The following is a 23,373-nucleotide window of genomic DNA, read 5'->3' on the forward strand; positions in this document are numbered from 1 at the left end:
GTATTAATTTTTAATTGTTTGGTTGTTGATTTCGTCTCAGATTGATAAAACACAGAATAGAGAAAAAACTAAAAAATGCAGGGTCCGACCATCCAAGTCCATAAAAAACTCCTATGTACACGGCATAAAGCGTTATTACGACTCCTAAAATATTTGTCCATAACAATCCTGTTAAGATCTTCTTTGCATAAACGCTTTTTTCTTCTACATCCCTAAATAAAAAAGAGATTGTTGCAATTCCCATTAAGAAAATGGTTGTATGCTGAGATAGGAAAACGCTATACTCATCATTCAGTTGAAGACCATAGTAAGGCCATAATAAATTAGGAATACAAAATAAACCCAATCCAAAAATTGCGTAAACCATTCCATGAATGGTCAAAAATGTTTTGTTGCTCATGATTCTTTTTTTTTTAATTTATAGTTCAAATGTAGATCAAATAGTTTACTTTTGATACTAACTTTAAAAAAACTACTAGTTTCCTTTAGGAAACTAATAATCAATATTATAATGAGAATTAAGCAACACGATGATCTATCACAGGAGTGTGTCCGAGATTTAAAAGCTATTAAGGATACCATGGAATTACTTTCAGGCAAATGGAAAATACAAATCATAGGAGCATTGATACGCAGTGGCACACTGAGATTTATGCAGTTGAAAAGAATTTTGGATGGGATTGCTCCTAAAAAATTATCCAATGACCTACAGGAGCTTGAAATGAACAAACTAATTTCTCGCACTGTAAAAGATACCAAACCTATTACGGTTGAATATGCCATTACAGAACATGGAAAGACCTTAAATAATTTAATAGTAGAAATTATTGACTGGGGAATACATCATCGAAAAGAGATTTTCAAGAAATAAAATGCCTCCTATTCTTCTATTTAATCCAAAATCAACCATTAGTTTCATAACCTAATTACATATGAAATACTATTCTAGTATAGTTTTACTTCTTTTTATAAATGCACAAGTATTAGCCCAAGTAGCCTTTGAAAATATAGACAATGTAAAGGACACAACATTCTATCCTTATGATTCGACCAACAACTATCCTACTTTAAAAAATATTCGGTCATTTAAAGGACAAACACTTCTCGTGGCCAAAGTTCAACCCACATATTTTAGTATTCATTTAAGAACACGATTGCCTTCTAACAACATCCATCCGCCAACTAAAAAAACAGCAAAAAAGAACAAAACACAAACTACAGAAACCTACTTTCCTCATCCTTATGAGTTTAGCAATTCCTCTAATAAAGATAGCTTGTTAGGGCATTATTTCTATGTTCAAGATGTTGTGAAAAGGCAGTCTTCTTATTTCTTTAAATTGTTGGACAAAAAACGAGGTGCAACTGTTTATTTTAAATTTAACCCAACAGCACCAAATCCTTTTCCTTTTTTAACCTTAGGTTTTTATGAGAAAGAAAAATCTAAAATTGGTCAATCATTTTTTGCTCATAAAATAGACTTGACAAATATTATGACCAAAGAAACAGTTACTCTATTTAGTGAATACCTAGTCATTGATAGGATTGTGGTTGACAAAACTTCTTATACTTATTATTACATCATAAAAGATAAAAAAGGAATTTATTATAAAATAATAGGTTCTGACTTTGACGAAGTCAATAAATACGCTTTCAAAGTAGATTAAATCATTCCTCCATCTATTTATTAAAAAAAACCAACATCCCATGCAAAAATCTAGTTCAATCAGAGGTAGCTTATTCGGTATGGCTATCGGAGACGGTTATGGCTACCCTACAGAGTTTCTTACCATAGAAGAAATTACAGCAAGATGGCCGCCCAATGGACCCAAAGAACCAGAAGGTAATCCTATTTTAGTCACAGACGACACTCAAATGGCTATTGCAGTGGCTAAAGCACTTATCGAAGCCGAAGAAGAAGCTTATTCTCCCGAATCTCTAGAAAAGAGCCTGACGAAGTTCTATGTTGAATGGCTGAATGACCCACTAAATAACCGAGCACCAGGAATGACGTGCATCAGATCTTGCGAAAGGCTCGAGAAGGGAATTCATTGGCAAAAAGCAACCGACCTAAATTCCAAAGGTTGCGGCGCCAATATGAGAGTTATTCCTGTTGGCTTGCTAGCTGCAAAGGGGCTATCTGAAAAAGAGGTTGGTGCAATTGCTCAATTTCAATCCGCTCTTACGCACGCCCATCCTACCGCATTAGCTGCTTCTGAAATCACTGCTATTACAGTTTATAAATTATTCTATGGAGTTTCTCACAGTCAGTTGTTAGAAGAATTATTAGTCTATGCCGAGCGCCAAAAAACAGTTTATCATAAAAGTTACTTGAAGGAAATTTGGGATAGACCTCCTTTCAGAAATCCCAAAGAATTTATGACACTTGGTTGGGAACAAATTATTGCCGTTCTGTTAAACGTAAAATTAGGCGTTGAGAAAAATGACGTTACTGTCGATCCTTGTTTAATTAGTGGCGAAGGATGGGTTGCTGAAGAAGCTTTTGCTACAGCTTTGCTCTGTTTTTTATTGTATCCTACCGATCCTGCTAAGGCACTAAAAAGAGCTGTCGTTACTTCTGGTGATTCTGACTCCATAGCTTGTTTAACTGGGGCATTTAGTGGTGCTTACTGTGGAATTAAAGCTATTCCCAAAGAATGGGTTCAAAGAGTTGAATACAAAGAAGAACTAGAGCAGATTGCTGATTTATATATATAAGCAAGTATGACTGTATTTTACTTTTACAGTTGTTTAAAATTAACTAACATATGTTAGTGCAACCTTATATAATATCTAATACTTTTGAAAAATGATTTTACTATCAATGAATACGACCATTCGTCAAACTTCGCCAATCCAAAATCTCTAAAAACAATGTTTCAAAGATTTATTCCATCCCTTATTATCCTACATTTAACATCCTTTGGACTTGCGTTATACTCTCAAGCATCTGCTAATAGCCATTATTATGATGGGAGGTTTATAGGAATCATTTATTATGTTATAGCTATCTTTTGGTTGTTGTTATTTATTTTCAACAATCGGGGGCTTAAGGTTGACTATGTGGCTATGATTAAGATGGGAACAATATTAGTTTCTTTGGTAGGCTGGGGTTATTATTTACGATCGTTGATGTGCATGAATTGTTTAAATAGCGGTTAAGGCATAATACATACCCGCATAACAACCAAAGTATATAATTATCAAAATGATACTTTTTTTTATAAAAAAATTCATTTATCAAACATCGTAGTTAGCTTAGTTACTCCCTGCGGTCATGAGCCAGCAAGCTGGGTTCTCTGCTACTTCGCGGTCGTTGATTATTTTATGAGATCGCTTCGCTTAGTTACCAAAAAGATAAAAAATCACATTCATATTAGTTTAATAATCAAAAATTTATCACAAAACACGCTAAAGGTTTAATTAATTAATTATCAAGTCAATAAGATTTCCAAACGAACTATTGAAACAAAAAAACGAATAACACATTGCTTCTAAAAACATTACAAATCGTAAGTCTCGTGCTACTATTCTTTTTGAAACTCAATTGTGCTTGTGCACAAAATAGCTTCAATAGCTTCTTCTCTGTTCCTGCGAAGAGCCATCAAATTGTGGAGCTTAAAGCAACACTTAAGCATTTTGGATTGCAAGGGAAAGTAAAAAAAATGCAACTCTATCAAGATACTGTTCTTTTAAATACCAATGTATTTGACGAAAGTGGCAATCTGCTCACACAGTATATTTACCCCACAACAGACAACAATTTTCTTCAAGTAAAAAAATGCATTTATAAAAAGAAGGGACAATTAGTAAAAATCAAACATTATGAAATAAATGGAAAAAGTAAAAACCTTAAAGGGATATCAACAGTCCTTTATGAGGGTGATAAAATCATAGAACATGCGTTTGAAGATAAGAAAGGGAACGGAGATACTAGACAGTCCTATTACTACAATCAAGATGGTCTAATTGTAAAAAAAGAATTTCAAGAAAAGAGATTCTTGATTAAATACATAAGCCAATATTCTTATACTACTGATAAACAAATCCACCAAATTCTTGAACTAGAATGTAGTAACAATGGTTCCTGTGACTCCATCCATCGTCATATTCTGGACTATAACAATGAAGGACAACTTGTCAAGCATCAACATTATAAAAAGCCCCTTTCCAAAAATAGATTTACGGCTACATTCTACCGATACAATGAAGAAGGATTATTATCCTATTTTCTAGGAGACGATGCACACTACTATTTTAAATATAACCAAGACCAAGACTTGATCAAATTCACAAAAAAAGGCATGGAGAATAAAACTATCCTCTACTCGTATGACCAACACCATAATTTAATCCAAACGCAAACGATTAATGTATATTCCCCTATTGAAGATGAAGATTTCGTAATCGATAGAAATCCTAATGTTTTTTATGTAGGTATAAAAAAATCGCTGCTCCAATATAAAATTGAGTACTATGAAAATTAAATTAGTTCTATTATTTTTTATATGCTTTAATCATCTTAGTTTTTCTCAAAACTCGTATGATTCAGAATTCATTGCAAAACTAAAAAGCGATGTAATGAAAGGGCAAAAAGACAAGTACGAACAGTGGAAAGCTTTTGAAGGAAAGTTAGGAAAAGACAAACGAGTATTCTTTTTGCTAAATACCTATATTTATAACCCTAAGGAAACTAAGATATGGGGAGAATACCTGTACACTAAATATAATACCCCTATACAATTAGAAGGCATTCTAAAAGGCTCAAAAGTTTATCTCAAGGAGTTTGTAAAAGGCAAGCATACAGGAACTCTAATTTTTGACATGGAAAACAGCACTGGAGAATGGATTAATAATCAAGGGAGCTCCTACACCATTGAAATAGAGCTTTGTGAGTTGCGCGCTTACGTCCAACAATACTACTCCAATCGACTGGAGGACATTCAAAATAAGAATTTCAAAGCTTTTGTAAAAGGATATAAAACTTCTATCATCCCTAATTTTGCTGCAATTTCCGATTTAGATGAGAAGCGTACACAAAAAATAGATCGAAAAATTGCAGCCCAATACTTAAAAAAAAGTGGCTATGAAAATTTCGATGATGATCAAGCGGGTTATTTATATGGAGATGCTTTTTTTACAGAGCATCATATTTACTTATTCACCATAGAATACTACTCCCCTGGTGCCTTTGGTATTGACGATCAATTGTTATTAGTGCATATTTTCGATTATAAAGGAAATTTAAAAAGTTCTAAAAATCTTGGCTGCAACTGCAATGATTCGGACATGGGCATTGAAGCAGAACACAGCCGTAGTGCTTCGATACTAGTTGACTGGGATAAAATAACTATTTTTAAAAAAGGGAACAGTATCTATTTTGAACAGGACAAAGAGATCAACCAATCGTGGATCGATTATTACAAAATAAGTCCTACAGGTGAATTAATAGAACAATAAATCTGCATACTGGTAGATTTTAAATAGCTTTGCGCAATTCTGAATAATATATACGCTAGCGTTTGCAATAATCATTACTTCGTCAAAACCACGCAGTAGCAGCACAACTAAATACTAAATAACTATAATATTAACAAAAATAGAAATCACCAATGAAATTAGCATCTATCGACAACCAAACAAGAGATGGTCAATTGGTTGTTGTCAACAAAGAACTAACTAAAGCTGTAAAAGTTCCCCAAATTGCTGCAACTATGCAAGCTGCAATAGACAACTGGTCAGCAACAGAAAGTCAATTGCAAGAAGTTTATGCTCAGTTGAATGCCAATAAACTAGAATCTGCTTTTGATTTTTCAACTGCAAAAGTAATGGCTCCAATACCGAGAGCATATCATTGGGCAGATGGAAGTGCTTATGTGACACATGTGGAACTTGTTCGAAAAGCTAGAAATGCTCAACTACCTGAATCCTTCTGGACAGATCCTCTAATGTACATGGGAGCTTCTGATGCATTTATTGGGGCAAACGATGCTATCGAAATTGAAACCGAAGATTGGGGTATTGATTTTGAATCAGAAGTAGCTGTTATTACAGATGATGTTCCAGCTGGTGTTAGCCCCCAAGAAGCTTTGACACACATTAAATTGGTGACTATTATAAACGATGTTTCGTTAAGAAATCTTATTCCGAATGAGTTATCTAAACAATTTGGATTTTACCAATCCAAACCTTGGACAACATTTGCTCCCGTAGTAGTTACTCTAGATGAATTGAAAGAAGAATGGGACAACGGAAAACTCCACTTACCATTATATTCTACATTAAATGGCCAACTTATCGGCTCTCCCAATGCTGGGGTTGATATGACATTTGATTTTGGACAATTGGTTGCCCATGCTGCGAAAACTCGTTCGCTAATGGCAGGAACAGTCATTGGATCAGGAACCGTTGCCAATCAAGGAAGCCCTAACGGTTCTAGTTGTTTGGCAGAAGTTCGATGTTTGGAAGTAATCAAAGATGGAAAAGCCTCTACCCCTTTTATGAGTTTTGGAGATAGAATCGAAATAGAAATGAAAGATAAAAATGGCCATTCTATTTTCGGAAAAATCAATCAAGTCGTAACAAAATATCAAAAGTAGTTTGCGCTTTCATAAAATTTATCTTTTTGATTTTCGAATAGTCCGCTAGAGAATGGGGTGTGCTCTATTTATTGGCAGACTATTCGAAAATATCTATTTTAGACAGTGGCAACTTTTTTGCTCATACTCTTGATATAACTAAAATGGGCTCTGTAAACAGAAAATAATGTTGGATAGTAATGATAGGGCAAATCAAACTCTTTGCAAGTCTCCTTTACTATTGGAGCTATTTCGTGCAATCTACTATAAGAAATTGTTGGAAATAGGTGGTGTTCGATCTGGTAGCCCAAACCTCCTGTCATCATTGTCAGAAACCAGTTACCATGTTCAAAGTTTACAGTAGATTCAACTTGTAGACTCCCCCAATCTCGTGGGTATTTTCTCGGTTTTTTCTCTCCATTCATAGCTAATTCACACTGATGACTAGCACCAAAAGTAGCTTGAACAATAATCCCTGCCCCTCCTAACATACACCCAATAACAAGTAGAGCTGTAAAAACATCCAAAAAAATAAACGGCAGTACGTACCACAATCCTGTTGAAATAACTTTAAACAGGATCAATAAAAAAAATTCTGAAGGGTAAATTTTTGACATTTTTCCATAGGGTCCCATCCAGTTTCCACGAACGACAGAAGATACATCAGTATAGGACAGGATAGGGAGAGTGATCATGTATAAAAAGATAACATAAAAATGTTGGAATTTATGGTAAAAAAAATACTCGTGCTCTTGTCTTAGTCTTAACATTGGAAAATGCACTTCAATATCAGGATCTTTATCTGGAACATTTGTAACAATATGATGCAAAGGGACGTGCACCGCCGTAAATACATAAGACGAAATAGTTATAATATCCAATGTAAATAATGCTAATACTCGATTTGCCTTTGAAGAAGCAAAGACGCCTCCGTGCATCGCTTCATGCCCGTATCCCCCAATCGCAAATGCTAAGGGTCCCCAGATCAAGGCACAAAAAATATTGCCATATCCTATTGCCCCAATCGAAACGATTATAAAAATTACATACAAAGCGACCAGTCGAAATAGAAAATTAGAGGTTCCATGATGTGCTAGTCGCTTCTCCTTCCCTTTTATGCCTCTTTTTTCGGCGGAATCAAGCAAATACGCCTGTACTCTCTTTTTTAAGGTGGGATAAAAACCATCTCCATCCCAATCAAAATCAGGTTGATAATCCTCCTTCTTCCCTACTTCATACATCTTTAAATACCCTCTCGGAATTGATTCAAAAAGGTGTGTTGTTTCCAAAAGGGTTGTTGCATCCATCCCTCTACACTGTAACAAAAAACGCTTTCCACCTGGATGTTCTTTGATAAAAGGAATAAAATCATAATACTTGCCGTGGATTTCCCATAACTTTCCAGCAGCCACCAATTTGGCTAGCTCTTTTTTTGATAATTCATTCACATTAAAAATATTGTATTGGGTTAATAATTGTAATTGAGTAGAATAAATATAATATTCAAAAATTAAACTTTATGCTAATATTGATTTTGAAAAGAGTTAAATTATCGAAAAGTTACTATTAAGAGATCCAAAATGCTTTATCAAATCTTAACTAATACGATTCGATAGTTCGCTATTCTGCTACTTTGTAGCTATACCCTCGGTCAGATGGCTAGTGCTATTAGAAGAGAAGAAAAAAATATTAAAAATTTATTTTTTTGTTAATTTATTTGATATATCAAATAAATTTCACACCTTTGATTAACACAATAAATAACTATGAATTTTGACTCTCCTACTGGCACCGTCCTCTATTCTATAGAGAAAGCCATAAAAGCATATCGCCGCTTAAGTCAGCATAATATATCACAAGTTGTTCCTGATATTACGGTAGATCAAGCTTTGATTTTATTAATGTTAGATGGTAATGATAAGACGCAAACTGAAATTGCAGATTTGATTTTTAAAGACTATGCCTCTATGACACGAATCGTAAAACTAATGACTCAAAAAGACTATTTGGTCAAAACGATAGATGCTCAAGACAAACGAAAATCGAAATTAGAAATTACCGCTAAAGGAAGAAATACAATAAAAAAGCTGCAACCAATGATACAAAACAACAGAGATACCGCACTAAATAATGTTTCAGATGAGGAGCTAAAACAACTGTATGGAATACTCCATAAAATAACCCAAAATTGCCAGTCCAAAAAATGAAGCATCTAATTTTTTTATTGGTCATAATATGCTGCGCGTGTAATCGCAAAAAAACACCAAAACCTACCGACTCTAAAGTCGAACAAATTGCTAATTATTTAGACTCTTTAGAAGGCTTTAGTGGGGTTGTTCTAATTGCTAAAGATGATCATATTTTGTTCAAAAGAGCTTATGGATTTGCCCATTTGGGACACAAAATCAAAAATAATGTTGCGACTAAGTTTTCTTATGCTTCTATTGGTAAATCCTTCACTGCTGTCGCTATATTTCATTTAATTCAGCAAGGTAAATTGTCTTTGCAAGATAATATTGGCAAGTACCTTCCTGACTATCAAAACCAAAAGGCGCGAGATTCTGTTACCATAGAGTTGCTGTTAAGGCATAAAAGCGGTCTCCCTAATTATTTTCATTATGAAAAATATACTCAAGCCTCCAAAGAACAATTCAGAACACTAGATGATCTTACCAACTTATACGAAAATAGACCCTTAGAATTTTCCCCTGGTCAAGAATTTGCGTATCGCAACACCAACTATATTGTACTTGGCAGAATCATAGAAGCCATTACCCAAATGCCTTATGATAACTATATACAAAAACATATTTTCTCCATAGCTGATATGCAAAATACAGGCAATTTTGACATTGATCACATCACTGACAATGTTGCTGAAAACTATACCTTATCAGATGTTCATTTGAATCAATTCCAAAAAACAATTTTCATGAGCGGGATCAAAGGTACACCTGCTGGTGGTGGGTATTCTACTGCCGAGGACTTGTATAAATTTGCCACTGCTTTTAAACATAATAAGCTCCTAAATGAAAGTTATACAAATCTTATGAAAACAGAGCCCGATCACTGGTATGGCTACGGAATGCAATTTGCAGGAGCCAAAGGCTCTGGAATTTATGGGCATAGCGGCGGACATTTTGGCACAGGTGTAGAATGGCGCATTTTTGAACAACAAGGTTATATTGTTACGCTCTTAACCAATAAAGACTTAGATCAAGGTTTTTATAATGCTCGTTTTTTTATTGAGAAAACTATTTCGGGTGATACTCCTAGATTAAACAATTACTTTTTTACCCAAAAAGTGATCAATATCTGTCTAAATAACGGCATTGAGCAAGCAAAAGCGACAATACAAACATCAAAAAAATTGGAACTCTCCGAAAGAAGCTTAAATACAAAAGGTTATGAGATGATAAAAAGAGGTTTTTATAAAAAAGCGATTGATTTATTTAGGCTCGAAGTTTTATTTTTTTCAAACTCTTATGATGCTTACGATTCTCTAGGGGAAGCCTATATGAAAGACGGGCAAGTAAGTAAGGCAATAAAAAACTATACCAAAAGCCTAGAGATAAATCCTGAGAATATGAATGCCAAAGAGCAGTTGAGCAAATTGCTAGAAAAATAAAACCGTAGCATTTGAACCTAGATTCTTTAAAATATATACTCAAAAACTTGATAAATCGCTAATGCAAAAAATCCCAATAAGAGGTATCAAAGAACGTCCTTTAGAAAATAGATTTAATATTACAAAACTCGAAAGCTTGCTTTCTGAAAATGATATGATCCAAGAGCTTCACAGGCATGCTTTTTTCTTTGTCTTATTCCTAAAAGATGGCAATGGAGAACACATCATTGACTTCACACCATACCCTGTCAAAAAGAACTCTATTTTCTTTATGCGACCAGGACAAGTGCATCAGCTTCAACTCAAAAAAGGGAGTGCTGGATATCTTATGCAGTTTGATCAAAATTTTTACTCCCCACAACTAGCAAGTTCAAAATCTATATTCAAGAAAGTAAGTCACAAAAATTATTACTCACTCCACGCTGAAAAATTTCAAAAGCTACTCTTAATTTTATCCAATATAAATGAGGAGCATTCTCAAAAGCAAGCTCATTACGAAGAAGTTATCAAAGCAAATCTTAAAATTCTCTTTATTGAAATAGTCAGGCAAAGTCATCATACGTCAACTGTTTCAAAAAAGACTCTGTATTCCCAAGAAAGATTAGAAGAATTTTTGGAATTAGTGGAAAATCATCTTTCTTCTCACAAATCAATAGCAGAATATGCTGAGATGATGCATCTTTCTACCTTTCAGCTCAATAAAATAACCAAGGAAACTCTTGGCAAAACAAGCTCTCAAATCCTCAATGAGCAGATTTTGCTTGAAGCAAAGAGGAATTTGTTAGGAACACTTAATCAAATAAATCAAATTGCCTATGAATTAGGCTACGAAGACAGTTCTTATTTTATTCGTTTTTTCAAAAAGCATACTGGAATCTCACCTGAAGTATTTAGAAAAAACTTTAAGTAAGTACTTCTCAACTGCATTTTTGTCCTATCTGTTTCTGTCCCTTATGTTTTATTTTTGATTGATTTTAAAAACAATTCATACAGAATCTTAATAAAACGAAAAAATGACAGATACTTGGTTGAACAAATGGAACAAACGGTTTAAAAATGATGCCTTTGCTTATGGCATTGAACCCAATAGCTATTTTAAAGAACAGATTTTAAAATTAAAGCCTGGGAAAATCCTTTTTGGAGCAGAAGGCGAAGGCAGAAATGCTGTTTATGCCGCAACACTTGGTTGGGAGGTTTTTGCATTTGACATAAGCATAGAAGGAAAAAATAAAGCCATCGAACTTGCAAATAAAAAGAATGTCTCAATTGATTATCAAATTGGGCAACTCCCCAATTTAAATTTTCAAAAAAATGACTTTGACGTTGTCGCACTAATTTATGCTCATTTTCCTCCATCTATTAAATCAGAGTATCACAAACTACTCAGTCAAAAATTGAAGTCTGGTGGAATCTTGATATTGGAAGCCTTTGGTAAAAATCACCTCAGCTACCAACACAAAAATCCCAAGGTTGGAGGACCATCTAATATAGACTCATTATTTTCAACCGACGAATTAAGGGCGGATTTTAATAATTATGAAATTCTGGAATTGGTAGAAAAAGAAGTTGAATTGTGCGAAGGGATTTATCATAATGGGAAAGGCTCTGTGACAAGATTTGTTGGGAGAAAAGGCTAGCTCTTAATCTATCTATAATGTATAGAAATAGAAGGGTTCTCTTGAGAAAAATCGTCTCAAAACTTCGCTTTGCTTGCAGGAAAATTTATCTTTAGTGCTTATTGCAGCAATTATTCAAACCTGCATACGGAATATTAGACACCATGAACAATATAGAGTTTAAATTAGATAAACAACCAACCAAAAACAAAAAGCGCATTGAGTTATTGGATGTTTACCGAGGTTTTGCGATTCTTGGTATTTTTGTTGTTAATATTGTCATAATGAATTCGACTTTTCTTAATCAAGACGAATTTGCGAAGCAATGGACTTCTAATATTGATCAAATATCGGAAAGGATTTTACAACTTTTTTTCTACACAAAATTCTTTCCTATTTTTTCATTGCTCTTTGGTTTGGGAATTTCAATGCAAGCCTTGAAGCTATCTCAAAAAAATAATCGCTTATTTTCTTTTTTTGCTAGAAGAATGTTCATTTTATTCCTTTTTGGGGTTGCACACATCCTATTACTATGGTCTGGAGACGTTCTAAACCTCTATGCTGTCCTTGGACTGTTGACAACATTAGTAATAAGAAAATCCAACAGGTTTATACTGACATTATCTGCCTTTTTTCTCTTCTTTCCTTTTTACGATTACCTTTTTCAATGGATCTTTACACTTTTAAACTTTCATCCTGAAATATATTTGAGTAATTATACAGGAGCAAGTGTTCATCAAATAATTACAAATGGAACGTATCTACAAGGGGTAGAATTAAGACTATTGGAATATCTTTCTAACATTCCAATGTTGTTTGGCTTTTTGGCACCAATCGCATTATCCATGTTCTTACTCGGGGTTTATCTGGGTAAAAACAAGATCTATGAATCGTTGGATGCTTTCATAGAACAAATAAAGAAACCCATACTCTTAATAACAGTTCTTACCAATATCTATAGAATCTTATTTTTATTTATCTTAACAAAACTTGAAGTCTATCGGATTGAACTATTAAGAACGTTTTTTGTCAAGTTAATGGTTATATCAGATGTAGTAATGGGGCTATTTTATTTGTGGCTACTTGGCTGGGTTTGGCATCATACAATATGGAGAAAAGTTTTATCTCCCTTACAGTATGTAGGCAGAATGGCATTGACCAATTACCTACTCCAAAGTTTTATTGGGCTTGTGTTATTTTCATCCATTGGATGGCAACTTTACGAGACTTTGAGCCCATTTCAAACGTTGATGACAGCTATTCTGGTTTTTATAATTCAAGTAATATGTAGCAGGCTTTGGTTTATTTATTTTCAATTTGGTCCATTAGAATGGATATGGAGGTGTTTAACGTATAAAAAACTGCTTCCTATTAAAGAAAGATAGAGTAATACACTTAGAAAATAATCCATAAAACGCTATCTTGAAAAAGGAAATAAATAACCGTTCAACTATTCCTGCTAACAATTAGCATTATGAAAATAAAAATAAAACTGTTTGCTGCAATTATTGGTATTGGTTCAACGCTTTTTTTTGCCTGCACCTCAACCAAAGACAATCCTATCCAAAAAGCAAAATGGTTGCTCGGGACTTGGAAAAACGAAATGCCTCAAGGGAATATTTATGAAACTTGGAGTGCTATCAATGAGCATGAGTTCGCTGGCAAAAGCTATCTTATTCAAGAAAAGGATACTTCATTTTTTGAACACATACAGTTGCTTCAAAAATCGAATGCATTTTATTACATTCCTACTGTCAAAAATCAAAATGAGGGCTTACCGATTCGTTTTAAAGCTAAAAAAGTTTCTAAAAATCAACTGGTTTTCGAAAATTTGAAACATGACTTTCCTCAACTTATTTCCTATACAAAAATCCATTCAGATTCTCTAGTTGCAGAAATTTCAGGAATCCGAAAAGGGAAAAAGCATCGACAGTTGTTTTTTATGAAGCGTGTGTATTAAATTCAAATGGCGAAAAACTGCGCAAATTATCCCCCAATCAAATAGAGTTAAAAAAAGCCAGATAAATCAATAGCAATTTAAAATGATGAGATGAAAATTAGAGATGAAATTTTAGAAGACCTTTTGTTGCTTGATAGCGATGACAGCATTTTGTCAAATAAAGTTTGCTCCCCTTTATCCTTTTTAATATTTTTAGATATTATTGCTTGTTATTGTAATTCCGATTTAGAAGAAAAAATTAATGCTATTCTCAAAGATTTTGACTATTCAAGAGAAGTATTTCTAGAAGTTATACAAAATTTGAAAAGTACTGAAACTAAGCTAAATTACGCTGCCTCTTTTTGGCATAATGAGATTTTTAATCCTCAAAATATAAAATTCCCCTACTTTGAGATATTTGAAGTTGATTTTACATCAAAAAAAAGTCTTCTACTTGTTAATTCTTGGATAAAACAAAAAACAAACAAACTAATAAAAAATATTCCTCCCCCCGATTCTATTACTCAGATAAACTCTATTTTTCTCTCTACTCTTTATTTTAAAAGCCTTTGGATTAATAAATTTGATTCCCCTAGCTATCCAGAGGTATTCTACTTAACCAATGGTCAAAAAATTAACGTAGGTTATCTCTCCAAACAGAGCAAAGAACCTATTTCTTTTTTTCAAGAAAAAAGCTTTCAAGCTATCGCTTTACCATATAAAGAAAACAATATTCAATTGGAAGTGTATTTACCTAATAAAGAAGTTAGCTTTGAGCACTTTATCTCAAAGTTAGGCAACCTAAATTTAATACGAGTAAATTCTAAATTTAAAAAAATATCGAACTACTTACTATCAATCCCTAAATTTGAAGTATCCTCAACAATAGATTTGAATCCAATTTTAGAAAAAAATGGTCTCAGTGATTTATTTGAGTTTAAGGGGGAATCGTATTTCGATAGAAAAAGCATAATAAAGCAAGAAATTGTTGCAAAAGTTAATGAGAAAGGAACAGAAGCTGCCGCGATTACTCACCTTATGGACATAGGAAATCTACCAATATTTGAAGTAGAATTTATTGCAAATAGACCTTTCCTTTTTTTAATAAGGGAAAACAATAGCAATGCTATATTATTTTTAGGAGCTATTACCAACCCCAAGGAGTTTAAAGCAACGGATAATTTGTGGAAGAAAATAAAGCGTTTTTTTAGATAGTTTTTTGTATTATTATAAATACAAAAAAGTTAATATATGAAGTTCCTCAAGCTTCATAAAAACGCAACTACACACAGACTTCTCTAAGTCAAACTATTAATAATCATTGAATAATGAAGTTATCAAAATTAATTGTACTCATCTTCTTAATCGGTTGTTCGCACCCTATCGATAAGCAACCAAAAGTCAATTTGGATTATCAGGATCAATCAAATTTACCTCAAATCAGTATTTTGGGAACCTTTCATTTTTCGAATACAACGGATTATTCTGCAATTATAATTGATAGCCTTGATTCTAGAAAAAGGCAACAAGAAATAGAAGATATCGTGTCGCGTTTGATTAAATTTAAACCTACAAAAGTTTTGGTAGAAAGAGAGCCTACTTATGCGGATACGCTTAATCAAAGATTGGCAGCCTTTAAGGCTGAAAAATATACCTTACCCAGCAATGAATTGTATCAAATAGGTTTTAGAATTGCTCGACAACTTGATCACTCTCATATTTATGGAATCGATTACAAATTAGATCTAGGAGACGAAGAACTTGTTGACTATTTATCAAGAGAACAGCTTATCGATCAATTTCAGTCTATAATAAACAGTGCTCAAAGTTGGGCAAATACTCATTCAGAATATCTAAAAAAACATACAATTGGTGAAACTCTTATACTCTTAAACAACAAAGATTCAGAGATATTCAATAAAGCTCTTTATTTAGACAACATCCTTAATATAACAGAATTAGGGAATTCTCCAGCTTCTGATTATGTAGCGAATTGGTGGAAACGAAATATTTATATTAAGAAGAATATTGATGATTTAATCTCTGAGACAGATAGAGTTTTAGTTATAATTGGAGCAGGACATAGTTCTTTACTAAAAGAGTTTTATAAAAATAGTCTCAAAGTACAATACATTGACATCAATAAATATTTAGATACTCCTAGCGATTAATATCTGATGCAGAGGCTAACAAGTAGGCTAACGACAGATAGCTATGCTTCTAAAAATTGCTCCAAACAAGAATAAAAATGAACAAAAGCACCATTCATATTATTGCATCTTCCTTAAAAAATCTTCTCGTGTTATTTCCCCCTGATGCAGAATTGACAGGAATACTACTTGGCGATACAAGGCATCCTTCCCATGGGTTTGTCGATGAAAAGATTCTAGATACAAAAAATAAAATTTTGGATTTACTAGAATTCGGCTATGACTTCAAGGGCTTAGTGGCATTCGAAGCTAATTTACAATCCTTAAAAATTCAACTCTTGGGTTATACTCAAGAGCATCAGGAATACTTAGTACAAGGCACAGCAAAAGAAATTCAAGCTCTACAAAACAAAATTATTGAAGAAAATGCTTGGCAGCCCAATAAGTATACATTTGATGCTCATATTGTATGGTGAGCATAAGGGGCAGGTTCCCCTATTAAACACTTAAGTAATCATAAAAAAAATAACAAGTATTACGCCGTAGCAAAAAACATAAATCGTAACGACAATTGTTAGTAAATAAGTGCAACTTAAAGATGAAATTTAGACAAGCAACAAAAAACGATCTCCCCCAAATTGTAGCAATGATTGCTGATGACAAACTTGGAAAAACTAGAGAGAATTTTCAAATACCTTTGCCAACAGAGTATCTTAATGCTTTTGAAAACATCACCGCTGATCACAATCAAGAACTAATTGTAGTCGAGGCTGAAAATTCTGAAATTATCGGTACATTACAATTGTCATTCATCCAATATCTTACTTATCGAGGAGGGATAAGAGCACAAATAGAAGCCGTAAGAATTAGAAAAGATAAAAGAGGACTTGGAATAGGCAAAATAATGTTTGAATGGGCAATTAATCGGGCTAAAAAACGAAAGGCTCATTTACTACAACTGACAACAGATAAAAAAAGACCTCAAGCTCTTAAGTTTTATAAAGAATTAGGCTTTGAGCCATCACATGAAGGAATGAAAATGCATTTTAAATGATACCAAACACTCAATGCCCATATGCCTATTTTTAGAAAAGCAAGCTATTTCTGTTACTTCTTTGCGGCTTTTTAGCTATTTTTAATAAGAAAAACTAGATTTAAAAATACATTCTACAAAACGAGTCATTCCGTTGAGTCAACTAAAAAACATATCTCAAAATAATCCTCATGGAAATTTCATTATTTCTAGCTTAAAAAAATTTGAGCGTGAAATGCATTCAGAAACTCCGTCAATCAAAATGGTATTGTCTGGAGAAGAGCAATATAGTGTCAATGGAAGAAATTATTCTTTAGCTGCCAATCAATATCTTTTGGTTGATGATAATGAGTGGATTAAGACTTCCATAGACTCTAAGAAAAATGTCAAAGGAATATGCATTTTTCCTGAAAAAGAATTACTGAATGAGGTAGCCAATTACAAAATGGCCTCTCTGCAGTTTATGATAGATAATCCTTTTGAGAAGAAAGCCATAAGGCTTGTTCATAACTTGTTTCATTTTGGAGAAAATCGAACTGGAAAATTCCTGACCCAACATGTTTCTTCCATTCTTCAATTGCATGAAAATAAAGAAGCCATTAACTTTGATGATTTTTACCTAACGCTTTCGGAATGTATTATTGAAGACCAATTGATCTTAAAAGGTCAATTGCAACAACTTGCTTCTGTCAAAAAAGCCACCAAAGAAGAGTTATATCGAAGAGCTGCTATGGCTAAAAATTACTTAACAGACAACTACACAGAAAAAATCAGTTTGGATGATTTAGCAGCACAGGTATTTTTATCTAAATATCATTTAATAAGAACCTTTAAAGATCTTTTTCAGCTATCTCCTTATCAATACTTATTGCAGCTTAGACTTCAAAAAGCAAAAGAGTTAATTGCACAAAACTATTCTTATAGAGCCATCAGCAACATGATTGGCTTTTCAGATGAACGAAATTTACGAAAAGCACTCCTAAAATATTCTCCCAACAAGAATTAGCAATTTTTACCCCACTTTTCATCCTTTAAATAGATTGATTTGTATTCTATTAATTCATAACCATAGAATATCATGCAATCAAACGTATTAAAAAAAATAATCTTATTTAGTTTTACCTGCCTTATCTACATGGTGGGAAGTTGCCAAACTCAAACGAACAAAACGCTAAAGAGAAATGTTTTCTTAGGCGCTAGGCTAGTCGATTTATCTGCAATTGAGGAAGACCTTGGTACCAATTCGGGCATTTATCTTTCAGAAATTCTTCCTAATGCCAGTTTGGGACAGATGGGAGTCCCAAAAGGAACGATACTTCAAAAAATAAACCATAATACCATCTCTTCTCTAGTAGATTTAAGACCAGCACTTCTAGGCATTAAAGAAGGAGATGATTTAAAGATTACTGTCTTTGAGAATGGTCAGCAAAAAATTTATCAAGGGACAGCTATTGGCAAAGTAAAAGAGGAACATCCTCATGCAACTGTACAGTATGGGGTCGTCCACTATACAGACAACCTTTTGAGGTCAATCCTGTATCTCCCCAATGACAAAAAGCAGCCTCCTGTTGTCTTCTTTATCCAAGGTTATACTTGCCAAAGCATTGAAATGCAAAATAGCAATCCAGCCAAACAACTCATAGATTACTGGATAAAAGAAGGATATGCCGTATTTCTTGTAGAAAAGCCAGGTATGGGAGACAGTAAGAGCAAAATTCCTTGCATGGATATTGATTTTGATCAAGAGCTAATGGCGTTTACCAAAGCATATGAAGCTTTGCAAAAAAATCAAGCTATTGACGCCAATAATATCTTTTTATTTGGTCACTCTATGGGAGGAATTATAGCTCCTTTGTTAGCTAAAATACATACTCCTTCTGGAATTATGGTTTATGGCATTGTCGGAAAAAATTGGTACGATTATATGATCGACATATACACCGAACAACCTCTAATAATGGGCGGAACCAATCAAGAAATAGAGGAGAACAAAAAGTATTATTTGCCTTTCATAAAAGATATGTTGGTGCACCAACAGACCAATACTGAGCTCTTAAAAAATCCTATTTATTCGGATCGATTAAAAACAGATGGTGTCTCAGAGACTTTGAGAGAAGGTTACTATATTCAGCGTCATTATACCTACTGGCAATCTCTAGCTAATATACAAGTCCCACAAGCATGGGCTAGTGTAAAATCTCCCGTATTGGTTTTGCATGGTGAATATGACATACAAGCTATCCATCCTAAGTATGGTGAAATGATTTCTACTAATGTCAATAAACACAATGGAAACGCTACATTTCAGTTAATTCCTAAAACCGAACATGCGTTTTTGAAATTTGATTCGAGAGAACAACTACAAACAGTAATGCAGAACGGCACCTATATCAATACATTTGTTACCCACTTCAACACAGAAATTGCAACCAAAAGTATAGCGTGGATGAAAAAGCATTCTAATGTTATAAAGAACAAAGTAAAATAATGTGTATGCATCATTAAGTCATCTCTCTTTACCCATTCAACATTTATTTAATCCAAAAAAATGTATATGAATAAGACAAATTTCATTTTAATAAAGATAGTTCTTGCATTTGTTACAACATCCTATGCACAAGGAAATAACATCAAAAAAGAATACTACCGCCACTTGATATTTCGAGAAACCCCTTATTCTGACACTAGAGGAAACCATCCTATTGATAATGCCACCGCCCAAAAAGAAGCCCACTATTTATTTGTGTATGATGAGCAAGATAGGCTGATTGAAGTATCGCATCGACTGGGAGATGCCCTTATTGCCGACAATGGAAACTGGGATAGTTTTATTTGGTTTTCACCAAAAATGACCATAGAATATCAAGCCAATCAAGAAATTCGACACTATTACGATCATCTGAATAAACCTATTGAGGCACACGGTGCAATGTATAAAGCTGTCTTTCTTATCAATAAGAAAGGCAAACGAACTGAAGTTAAGTTCTATAATAAAGACAATCAACCTTCCGAAAATGCTTGGGGAATTCATACTTATCAATGGGAACATTTGAAGGATGGAAAAGTCATTGAGAAACGGTTTGACTTAAAAGGAGCTCCCAAAACGATACGACCTAATTTTACTTTTTATACTGTAAGATTAGAATTTGGTACGGATGATTTACTAGACTTTATGTACCACTTAAATGATGAAGGAAAGATTATTAATAATACGATGAAAGCAGGAATGGATCGAATTGTTTATGATCAAGAAGAGAATTTTTCGAGATGGATGGTTTTTGATAAAAACTTACAGCCAGTAGAAGGTAATGCGCCTGAATTTGCAATAGGCGAACACTTATACGATTGTAGAGGAAATAAAGTAGAACTTCGAGGATTTGATGTTGCTGGCAAAAATAAAGCGATGCCCAATGGCGTTGCTCGTACAATCAATGCCTACGACCAATTTAACAACCAAATAGAGGTAAAGAATTATGATTTGGAAGGCAATTTGCTCTTGCATGCTAAACGAGAATTTAGTGCCGATGGAAGGCGTGTAGAATGGCTAAAGTTTTATGATTCGAACGGTAACATTACGCTCCATCCGAATGGTCAGTTTGCTGCTTTAAAATTTGAATATCATGATGATGGAAGTTTAGCCGCGCAAATTCCATTTGATAAAGATTTGCAAAAAATCAACAACCAATAGTTCTTAGAGTACAATGCTTCGAAACAGTATAATACGCCCATCTTATTTCTAGATAATTACAACAAGCCCCATTCGTGCACATAGCAGCTATAGGATTCTCGTCCCGAGTTCTATAGTTTGCTATTAATTTAAATTAGTAGTTCGTTGATTTTTTACTTTTTTAGCTCGCTACGCTCGTAAGATCGCAAGCTTAGTTGCCAAAAAGATAAAAAAGAACATTTATATTAGCCTGATAATTAAAGTTTTAAGATAAAACGCAACAAGCCTGCAACTTGTTGATTATCAAACTAATAAAGTTTAGCTTCGCTGCTACTGCGTGGTTTCAACGAACTATTGTTAAATGAAAGAGAATTTGATCTAAAATATAGATTCGACTCAAAGAGCCTCTCTCCTAGAGTTATTTTCTAGATTAAAAATGAAACTCCAAAGTAATCCTATTCTCTGTATAACTCCTCTCAAAAGATAATTATAGATACTCTATTCTTTTTTACTAACGCAACACTGTTGCATTATTAAAAAGTTTGTTCTATATTTGCAACACTGTTGCATTAAGCAGTTTTTGTTATACCTATATTAAACCTACCGTTTTCAAAAAAACAGATATAAGCTATATGAACACAAACTCAGAAATCAGCTCTTTTAAGAATGCGTCATTAGGAGAAGATATGACGGTACTTAATAACATTCATTTTCAAGAAGTCAATATTGCAATCTACCAAAGAAAAATCCAGCATCTTGAAGCAGAAATACAGCACTTTTTAAATCAAGGTATTCATTTAAAAGCACAAGGAAACTCAAAAAAGATACTTGAAGAATGTAGAGATTATTTTGCTAGTAACGGTTTGCCTCAGCATCATTTACTTAATGATTTTTCAAATTTGCTTAATTCTTTTGAAACAACGAGTAAAACAAAACATTTTAGCGTGCTCTTTTCTACGATAACAACGGACTTGTGCAGTAGATTTCATGCAGATGCGAATAAATTAAGATTACTCTGCACTTATCATGGTCCCGCCACGCTTTGGTTGCCTATAGAAGCCGAAAATAGACATGAATATTATTCTGGAAAAGACAACGAACAAATCGTTTCAAATCCTGAACTTATTCAACAAGCCAACACAGGGGATGTGCTCGTACTAAAGGGAACTTTGTATCCTAATGCACAAGCTATCTTACACAAAAGCCCAAGTATTGAGAAAAAGAAACAAAAAAGGCTTTTACTAAGAATTGATATGACATCACTCCGTTGAAGAAGCAACGAAGTATTCCTATAAACAACGCTTCAAAATTTCTAACATGATCGCTCAATCTTTTGAACAGTGGAAATACTGTATTGAAAACGACTGCAAAATTCATTTAACCAAAGAATTTGCAGCAAAACGACTATCCGTCTACTTAGATAGAAAAAATACTGAAACTCAAAAGTTCATTGCTCTTTATGGGGAACAACATTTGGAAAATATTATAAAATGGCTCAAACGAATATGAAAATAGAAAAAAGATTGCCCGTAACTGTATTAAGTGGCTTTTTAGGTGCTGGTAAAACGACATTACTCAACCATATTTTGCATAACAAAGATAATCTAAAAGTTGCTGTTATTGTCAATGATATGAGTGAGATAAATGTGGATGCTAACCTAGTAAAAAATGAAAATGTCTTGTCTCGTACAGAAGAGAAGTTAGTAGAAATGAGTAATGGATGCATTTGCTGTACGCTCCGAGAAGATTTGATGGCTGAAGTCGAACGATTGGCCAAAGAAAAACGATTTGATTACTTGCTTATTGAAAGTACTGGAATTAGCGAACCTGTTCCTGTCGCTCAAACATTTAGCTTTATAGATGAAGAAAATAACATTGATTTATCTAAATGGAGTTATATTGATACCATGGTGACAGTTGTTGATGCCTTTAATTTCTTTAAAGACTTTGGCAGTGCTGAAACACTTATGGACAGAGAGTTGACTGATATGGAACAAGACACTAGATCCATTGTCAATTTATTAACCGATCAAGTTGAATTTGCTAACGTAATTATTCTTAATAAAACAGACTTAGTTTCTCCTGAAAAGCTAGGTTTTCTAAAAGCAACGATTCAAGAACTAAATTCAAATGCCAAAATAATAGAATCCACTTTTAGTCAAGTCAATCCCAACGAAATTATTAATACAAAACTATTTTCTTTTGAAGAAGCAGAGCAAAGTACAAGTTGGATAGAAGAATTGAATAGAGAAGAACACACTCCCGAAACAGAAGAATATGGCATTAGTTCTTTTGTTTACGAAAGTAATCTTCCATTTGACCCCGTTCGGTTTTGGGAATATATCCAATACAAATTTCCTAGTAACATTATAAGAAGTAAAGGGCTTTTTTGGATGGCTTCTCGCCCCAACCAAGCCTTGATTTGGAATCAAGCTGGTGGTTCACTAAGAGCCGATAGTGCAGGACTCTGGTGGGCTAGTATGCCCAAAGAGAATAGGCTAGCAAACCCATCTTATCTTCACAATCAGCATCTAATTGAATCGAAGTGGGATAATAGATTTGGAGACCGTGCCAATGAAATTGTAATTATAGGGCACAACTTAGATCAGAATCAAATCCAAACGGAATTAGACGCTTGCTTGGCAACAGAAAAAGAACTTCGTTCGAACGCTTGGCAAGAAGGTTACAAGGATGAATGGGCGGTTAATAGAGTTTATCCTATGAATTAAAATTCAAGCAATAATCCAAGGAGTTCTCTCCTGCAT

Annotated in this window: 23 protein-coding genes; 21 read left to right on the forward strand and 2 right to left on the reverse strand. The window is 33.7% G+C overall.

Features of this window, described 5'->3' with window-relative positions:
• Nucleotides 1–10: 10 nt before the first annotated feature.
• On the reverse strand, nucleotides 11–400 hold the full coding sequence (locus CG11_RS03795; RefSeq protein ID WP_052593298.1) for a hypothetical protein: 390 nt from the start codon (nucleotides 398–400) through the stop codon (nucleotides 11–13).
• Nucleotides 401–511: 111 nt separating this feature from the next.
• Between CG11_RS03795 and CG11_RS03800 the strand changes: the two genes are divergently transcribed.
• From CG11_RS03800 to CG11_RS03825, 6 genes are all read left to right on the forward strand, one after another.
• Nucleotides 512–871: a helix-turn-helix domain-containing protein gene (locus CG11_RS03800; RefSeq protein WP_052593300.1), complete on the forward strand. Its 360-nt coding sequence runs from the start codon at nucleotides 512–514 to the stop codon at nucleotides 869–871.
• Nucleotides 872–932: 61 nt separating this feature from the next.
• Nucleotides 933–1,664 carry a hypothetical protein gene (locus CG11_RS03805; RefSeq protein WP_052593302.1) on the forward strand — a complete coding sequence of 244 codons (732 nt, stop codon included), beginning with the start codon at nucleotides 933–935 and terminating at the stop codon, nucleotides 1,662–1,664.
• A 40-nt stretch (nucleotides 1,665–1,704) separates the two neighbouring features.
• Complete coding sequence (locus CG11_RS03810; RefSeq protein ID WP_052593305.1) at nucleotides 1,705–2,715, forward strand: ADP-ribosylglycohydrolase family protein; 1,011 nt, start codon at nucleotides 1,705–1,707, stop codon at nucleotides 2,713–2,715.
• Between the two features lie 803 nt (nucleotides 2,716–3,518).
• A complete protein-coding gene (locus CG11_RS03815) occupies nucleotides 3,519–4,484 on the forward strand; it encodes a hypothetical protein (protein WP_156039647.1) in 966 nt (321 codons plus the stop codon).
• Nucleotides 4,474–5,457: a hypothetical protein gene (locus CG11_RS03820; protein ID WP_052593309.1), complete on the forward strand. Its 984-nt coding sequence runs from the start codon at nucleotides 4,474–4,476 to the stop codon at nucleotides 5,455–5,457. Before CG11_RS03815 ends, CG11_RS03820 begins: the two co-directional genes overlap by 11 nt.
• 152 nt (nucleotides 5,458–5,609) lie before the next feature.
• Nucleotides 5,610–6,596 carry a fumarylacetoacetate hydrolase family protein gene (locus tag CG11_RS03825; RefSeq protein ID WP_052593311.1) on the forward strand — a complete coding sequence of 329 codons (987 nt, stop codon included), beginning with the start codon at nucleotides 5,610–5,612 and terminating at the stop codon, nucleotides 6,594–6,596.
• 98 nt (nucleotides 6,597–6,694) lie between these two features.
• Here CG11_RS03825 and CG11_RS03830 read toward each other — a convergent pair whose 3' ends face one another.
• Nucleotides 6,695–8,023: a fatty acid desaturase gene (locus CG11_RS03830; protein WP_052593313.1), complete on the reverse strand. Its 1,329-nt coding sequence runs from the start codon at nucleotides 8,021–8,023 to the stop codon at nucleotides 6,695–6,697.
• Between the two features lie 318 nt (nucleotides 8,024–8,341).
• On the opposite strand from CG11_RS03830, the gene CG11_RS03835 reads away from it, so the two are divergent.
• The 15 genes from CG11_RS03835 (at nucleotide 8,342) to CG11_RS03910 (ending at nucleotide 23,337) form a co-directional block, all read left to right on the forward strand.
• The gene (locus CG11_RS03835) at nucleotides 8,342–8,782 is read left to right on the forward strand and encodes a MarR family winged helix-turn-helix transcriptional regulator (RefSeq protein ID WP_052593316.1); all 441 of its coding nucleotides are present in this window, start codon (nucleotides 8,342–8,344) and stop codon (nucleotides 8,780–8,782) included.
• The gene (locus CG11_RS03840) at nucleotides 8,779–10,203 is read left to right on the forward strand and encodes a serine hydrolase (RefSeq protein WP_052593318.1); all 1,425 of its coding nucleotides are present in this window, start codon (nucleotides 8,779–8,781) and stop codon (nucleotides 10,201–10,203) included. The genes CG11_RS03835 and CG11_RS03840 overlap by 4 nt, the downstream gene beginning before the upstream one ends.
• A 61-nt stretch (nucleotides 10,204–10,264) precedes the next feature.
• Nucleotides 10,265–11,113 (forward strand): AraC family transcriptional regulator, encoded by an 849-nt coding sequence (locus tag CG11_RS03845; protein ID WP_052593321.1) that lies wholly within the window; start codon nucleotides 10,265–10,267, stop codon nucleotides 11,111–11,113.
• 103 nt (nucleotides 11,114–11,216) lie between these two features.
• Nucleotides 11,217–11,840, forward strand: coding sequence for a bifunctional 2-polyprenyl-6-hydroxyphenol methylase/3-demethylubiquinol 3-O-methyltransferase UbiG (locus tag CG11_RS03850; protein WP_052593323.1), 624 nt, complete (start codon nucleotides 11,217–11,219; stop codon nucleotides 11,838–11,840).
• A gap of 143 nt (nucleotides 11,841–11,983) precedes the next feature.
• Nucleotides 11,984–13,204, forward strand: a complete 1,221-nt coding sequence (locus CG11_RS03855; protein ID WP_052593325.1) for a DUF418 domain-containing protein — start codon at nucleotides 11,984–11,986, stop codon at nucleotides 13,202–13,204.
• Between the two features lie 89 nt (nucleotides 13,205–13,293).
• Nucleotides 13,294–13,779 carry a DUF6265 family protein gene (locus CG11_RS03860; protein ID WP_052593327.1) on the forward strand — a complete coding sequence of 162 codons (486 nt, stop codon included), beginning with the start codon at nucleotides 13,294–13,296 and terminating at the stop codon, nucleotides 13,777–13,779.
• Nucleotides 13,780–13,869: 90 nt separating this feature from the next.
• Entirely contained in the window at nucleotides 13,870–14,973 is a 1,104-nt protein-coding gene (locus CG11_RS03865; RefSeq protein WP_052593329.1) for a serpin family protein, read from the forward strand.
• 113 nt (nucleotides 14,974–15,086) lie between these two features.
• Nucleotides 15,087–15,929, forward strand: a complete 843-nt coding sequence (locus CG11_RS03870) for a DUF5694 domain-containing protein (protein ID WP_052593331.1) — start codon at nucleotides 15,087–15,089, stop codon at nucleotides 15,927–15,929.
• 77 nt (nucleotides 15,930–16,006) lie between these two features.
• Complete coding sequence (locus CG11_RS03875) at nucleotides 16,007–16,384, forward strand: hypothetical protein (protein ID WP_052593333.1); 378 nt, start codon at nucleotides 16,007–16,009, stop codon at nucleotides 16,382–16,384.
• A gap of 122 nt (nucleotides 16,385–16,506) precedes the next feature.
• Complete coding sequence (locus CG11_RS03880) at nucleotides 16,507–16,962, forward strand: GNAT family N-acetyltransferase (protein ID WP_052593334.1); 456 nt, start codon at nucleotides 16,507–16,509, stop codon at nucleotides 16,960–16,962.
• Nucleotides 16,963–17,095: 133 nt separating this feature from the next.
• Nucleotides 17,096–17,947: an AraC family transcriptional regulator gene (locus tag CG11_RS03885; RefSeq protein WP_052593336.1), complete on the forward strand. Its 852-nt coding sequence runs from the start codon at nucleotides 17,096–17,098 to the stop codon at nucleotides 17,945–17,947.
• A gap of 72 nt (nucleotides 17,948–18,019) precedes the next feature.
• Nucleotides 18,020–19,429 (forward strand): alpha/beta fold hydrolase, encoded by a 1,410-nt coding sequence (locus CG11_RS03890; protein WP_081909449.1) that lies wholly within the window; start codon nucleotides 18,020–18,022, stop codon nucleotides 19,427–19,429.
• Nucleotides 19,430–19,495: 66 nt separating this feature from the next.
• A complete protein-coding gene (locus CG11_RS03895) occupies nucleotides 19,496–20,629 on the forward strand; it encodes a hypothetical protein (RefSeq protein WP_052593340.1) in 1,134 nt (377 codons plus the stop codon).
• 611 nt (nucleotides 20,630–21,240) lie between these two features.
• Nucleotides 21,241–21,879, forward strand: coding sequence for a DUF1826 domain-containing protein (locus tag CG11_RS03900; protein WP_052593342.1), 639 nt, complete (start codon nucleotides 21,241–21,243; stop codon nucleotides 21,877–21,879).
• 234 nt (nucleotides 21,880–22,113) lie between these two features.
• On the forward strand, nucleotides 22,114–23,337 hold the full coding sequence (locus CG11_RS03910) for a GTP-binding protein (RefSeq protein WP_076784490.1): 1,224 nt from the start codon (nucleotides 22,114–22,116) through the stop codon (nucleotides 23,335–23,337).
• Nucleotides 23,338–23,373 lie beyond the last annotated feature (36 nt).

The sequence above is a fragment of the Aureispira sp. CCB-QB1 genome (genome assembly GCF_000724545.1).
GTDB lineage: Bacteria > Bacteroidota > Bacteroidia > Chitinophagales > Saprospiraceae > Aureispira.

Excerpts from the sequence above, each read along its gene's own strand:
- CG11_RS03855 (WP_052593325.1), top strand. The coding sequence starts at position 11,984 with ATGAACAATATAGAGTTTAAATTAGATAAACAACCAACCAAAAACAAA.
- CG11_RS03805 (WP_052593302.1), top strand. The coding sequence starts at position 933 with ATGAAATACTATTCTAGTATAGTTTTACTTCTTTTTATAAATGCACAA.
- CG11_RS03810 (WP_052593305.1), top strand. The coding sequence starts at position 1,705 with ATGCAAAAATCTAGTTCAATCAGAGGTAGCTTATTCGGTATGGCTATC.
- CG11_RS03845 (WP_052593321.1), top strand. The coding sequence starts at position 10,265 with ATGCAAAAAATCCCAATAAGAGGTATCAAAGAACGTCCTTTAGAAAAT.
- CG11_RS03900 (WP_052593342.1), top strand. The coding sequence starts at position 21,241 with ATGAACACAAACTCAGAAATCAGCTCTTTTAAGAATGCGTCATTAGGA.
- CG11_RS03820 (WP_052593309.1), top strand. The coding sequence starts at position 4,474 with ATGAAAATTAAATTAGTTCTATTATTTTTTATATGCTTTAATCATCTT.
- CG11_RS03835 (WP_052593316.1), top strand. The coding sequence starts at position 8,342 with ATGAATTTTGACTCTCCTACTGGCACCGTCCTCTATTCTATAGAGAAA.
- CG11_RS03850 (WP_052593323.1), top strand. The coding sequence starts at position 11,217 with ATGACAGATACTTGGTTGAACAAATGGAACAAACGGTTTAAAAATGAT.
- CG11_RS03875 (WP_052593333.1), top strand. The coding sequence starts at position 16,007 with ATGAACAAAAGCACCATTCATATTATTGCATCTTCCTTAAAAAATCTT.
- CG11_RS03865 (WP_052593329.1), top strand. The coding sequence starts at position 13,870 with ATGAAAATTAGAGATGAAATTTTAGAAGACCTTTTGTTGCTTGATAGC.
- CG11_RS03840 (WP_052593318.1), top strand. The coding sequence starts at position 8,779 with ATGAAGCATCTAATTTTTTTATTGGTCATAATATGCTGCGCGTGTAAT.
- CG11_RS03880 (WP_052593334.1), top strand. The coding sequence starts at position 16,507 with ATGAAATTTAGACAAGCAACAAAAAACGATCTCCCCCAAATTGTAGCA.
- CG11_RS03910 (WP_076784490.1), top strand. The coding sequence starts at position 22,114 with ATGAAAATAGAAAAAAGATTGCCCGTAACTGTATTAAGTGGCTTTTTA.
- CG11_RS03895 (WP_052593340.1), top strand. The coding sequence starts at position 19,496 with ATGAATAAGACAAATTTCATTTTAATAAAGATAGTTCTTGCATTTGTT.
- CG11_RS03870 (WP_052593331.1), top strand. The coding sequence starts at position 15,087 with ATGAAGTTATCAAAATTAATTGTACTCATCTTCTTAATCGGTTGTTCG.
- CG11_RS03890 (WP_081909449.1), top strand. The coding sequence starts at position 18,020 with ATGCAATCAAACGTATTAAAAAAAATAATCTTATTTAGTTTTACCTGC.
- CG11_RS03860 (WP_052593327.1), top strand. The coding sequence starts at position 13,294 with ATGAAAATAAAAATAAAACTGTTTGCTGCAATTATTGGTATTGGTTCA.
- CG11_RS03795 (WP_052593298.1), bottom strand. The coding sequence starts at position 400 with ATGAGCAACAAAACATTTTTGACCATTCATGGAATGGTTTACGCAATT.
- CG11_RS03800 (WP_052593300.1), top strand. The coding sequence starts at position 512 with ATGAGAATTAAGCAACACGATGATCTATCACAGGAGTGTGTCCGAGAT.
- CG11_RS03825 (WP_052593311.1), top strand. The coding sequence starts at position 5,610 with ATGAAATTAGCATCTATCGACAACCAAACAAGAGATGGTCAATTGGTT.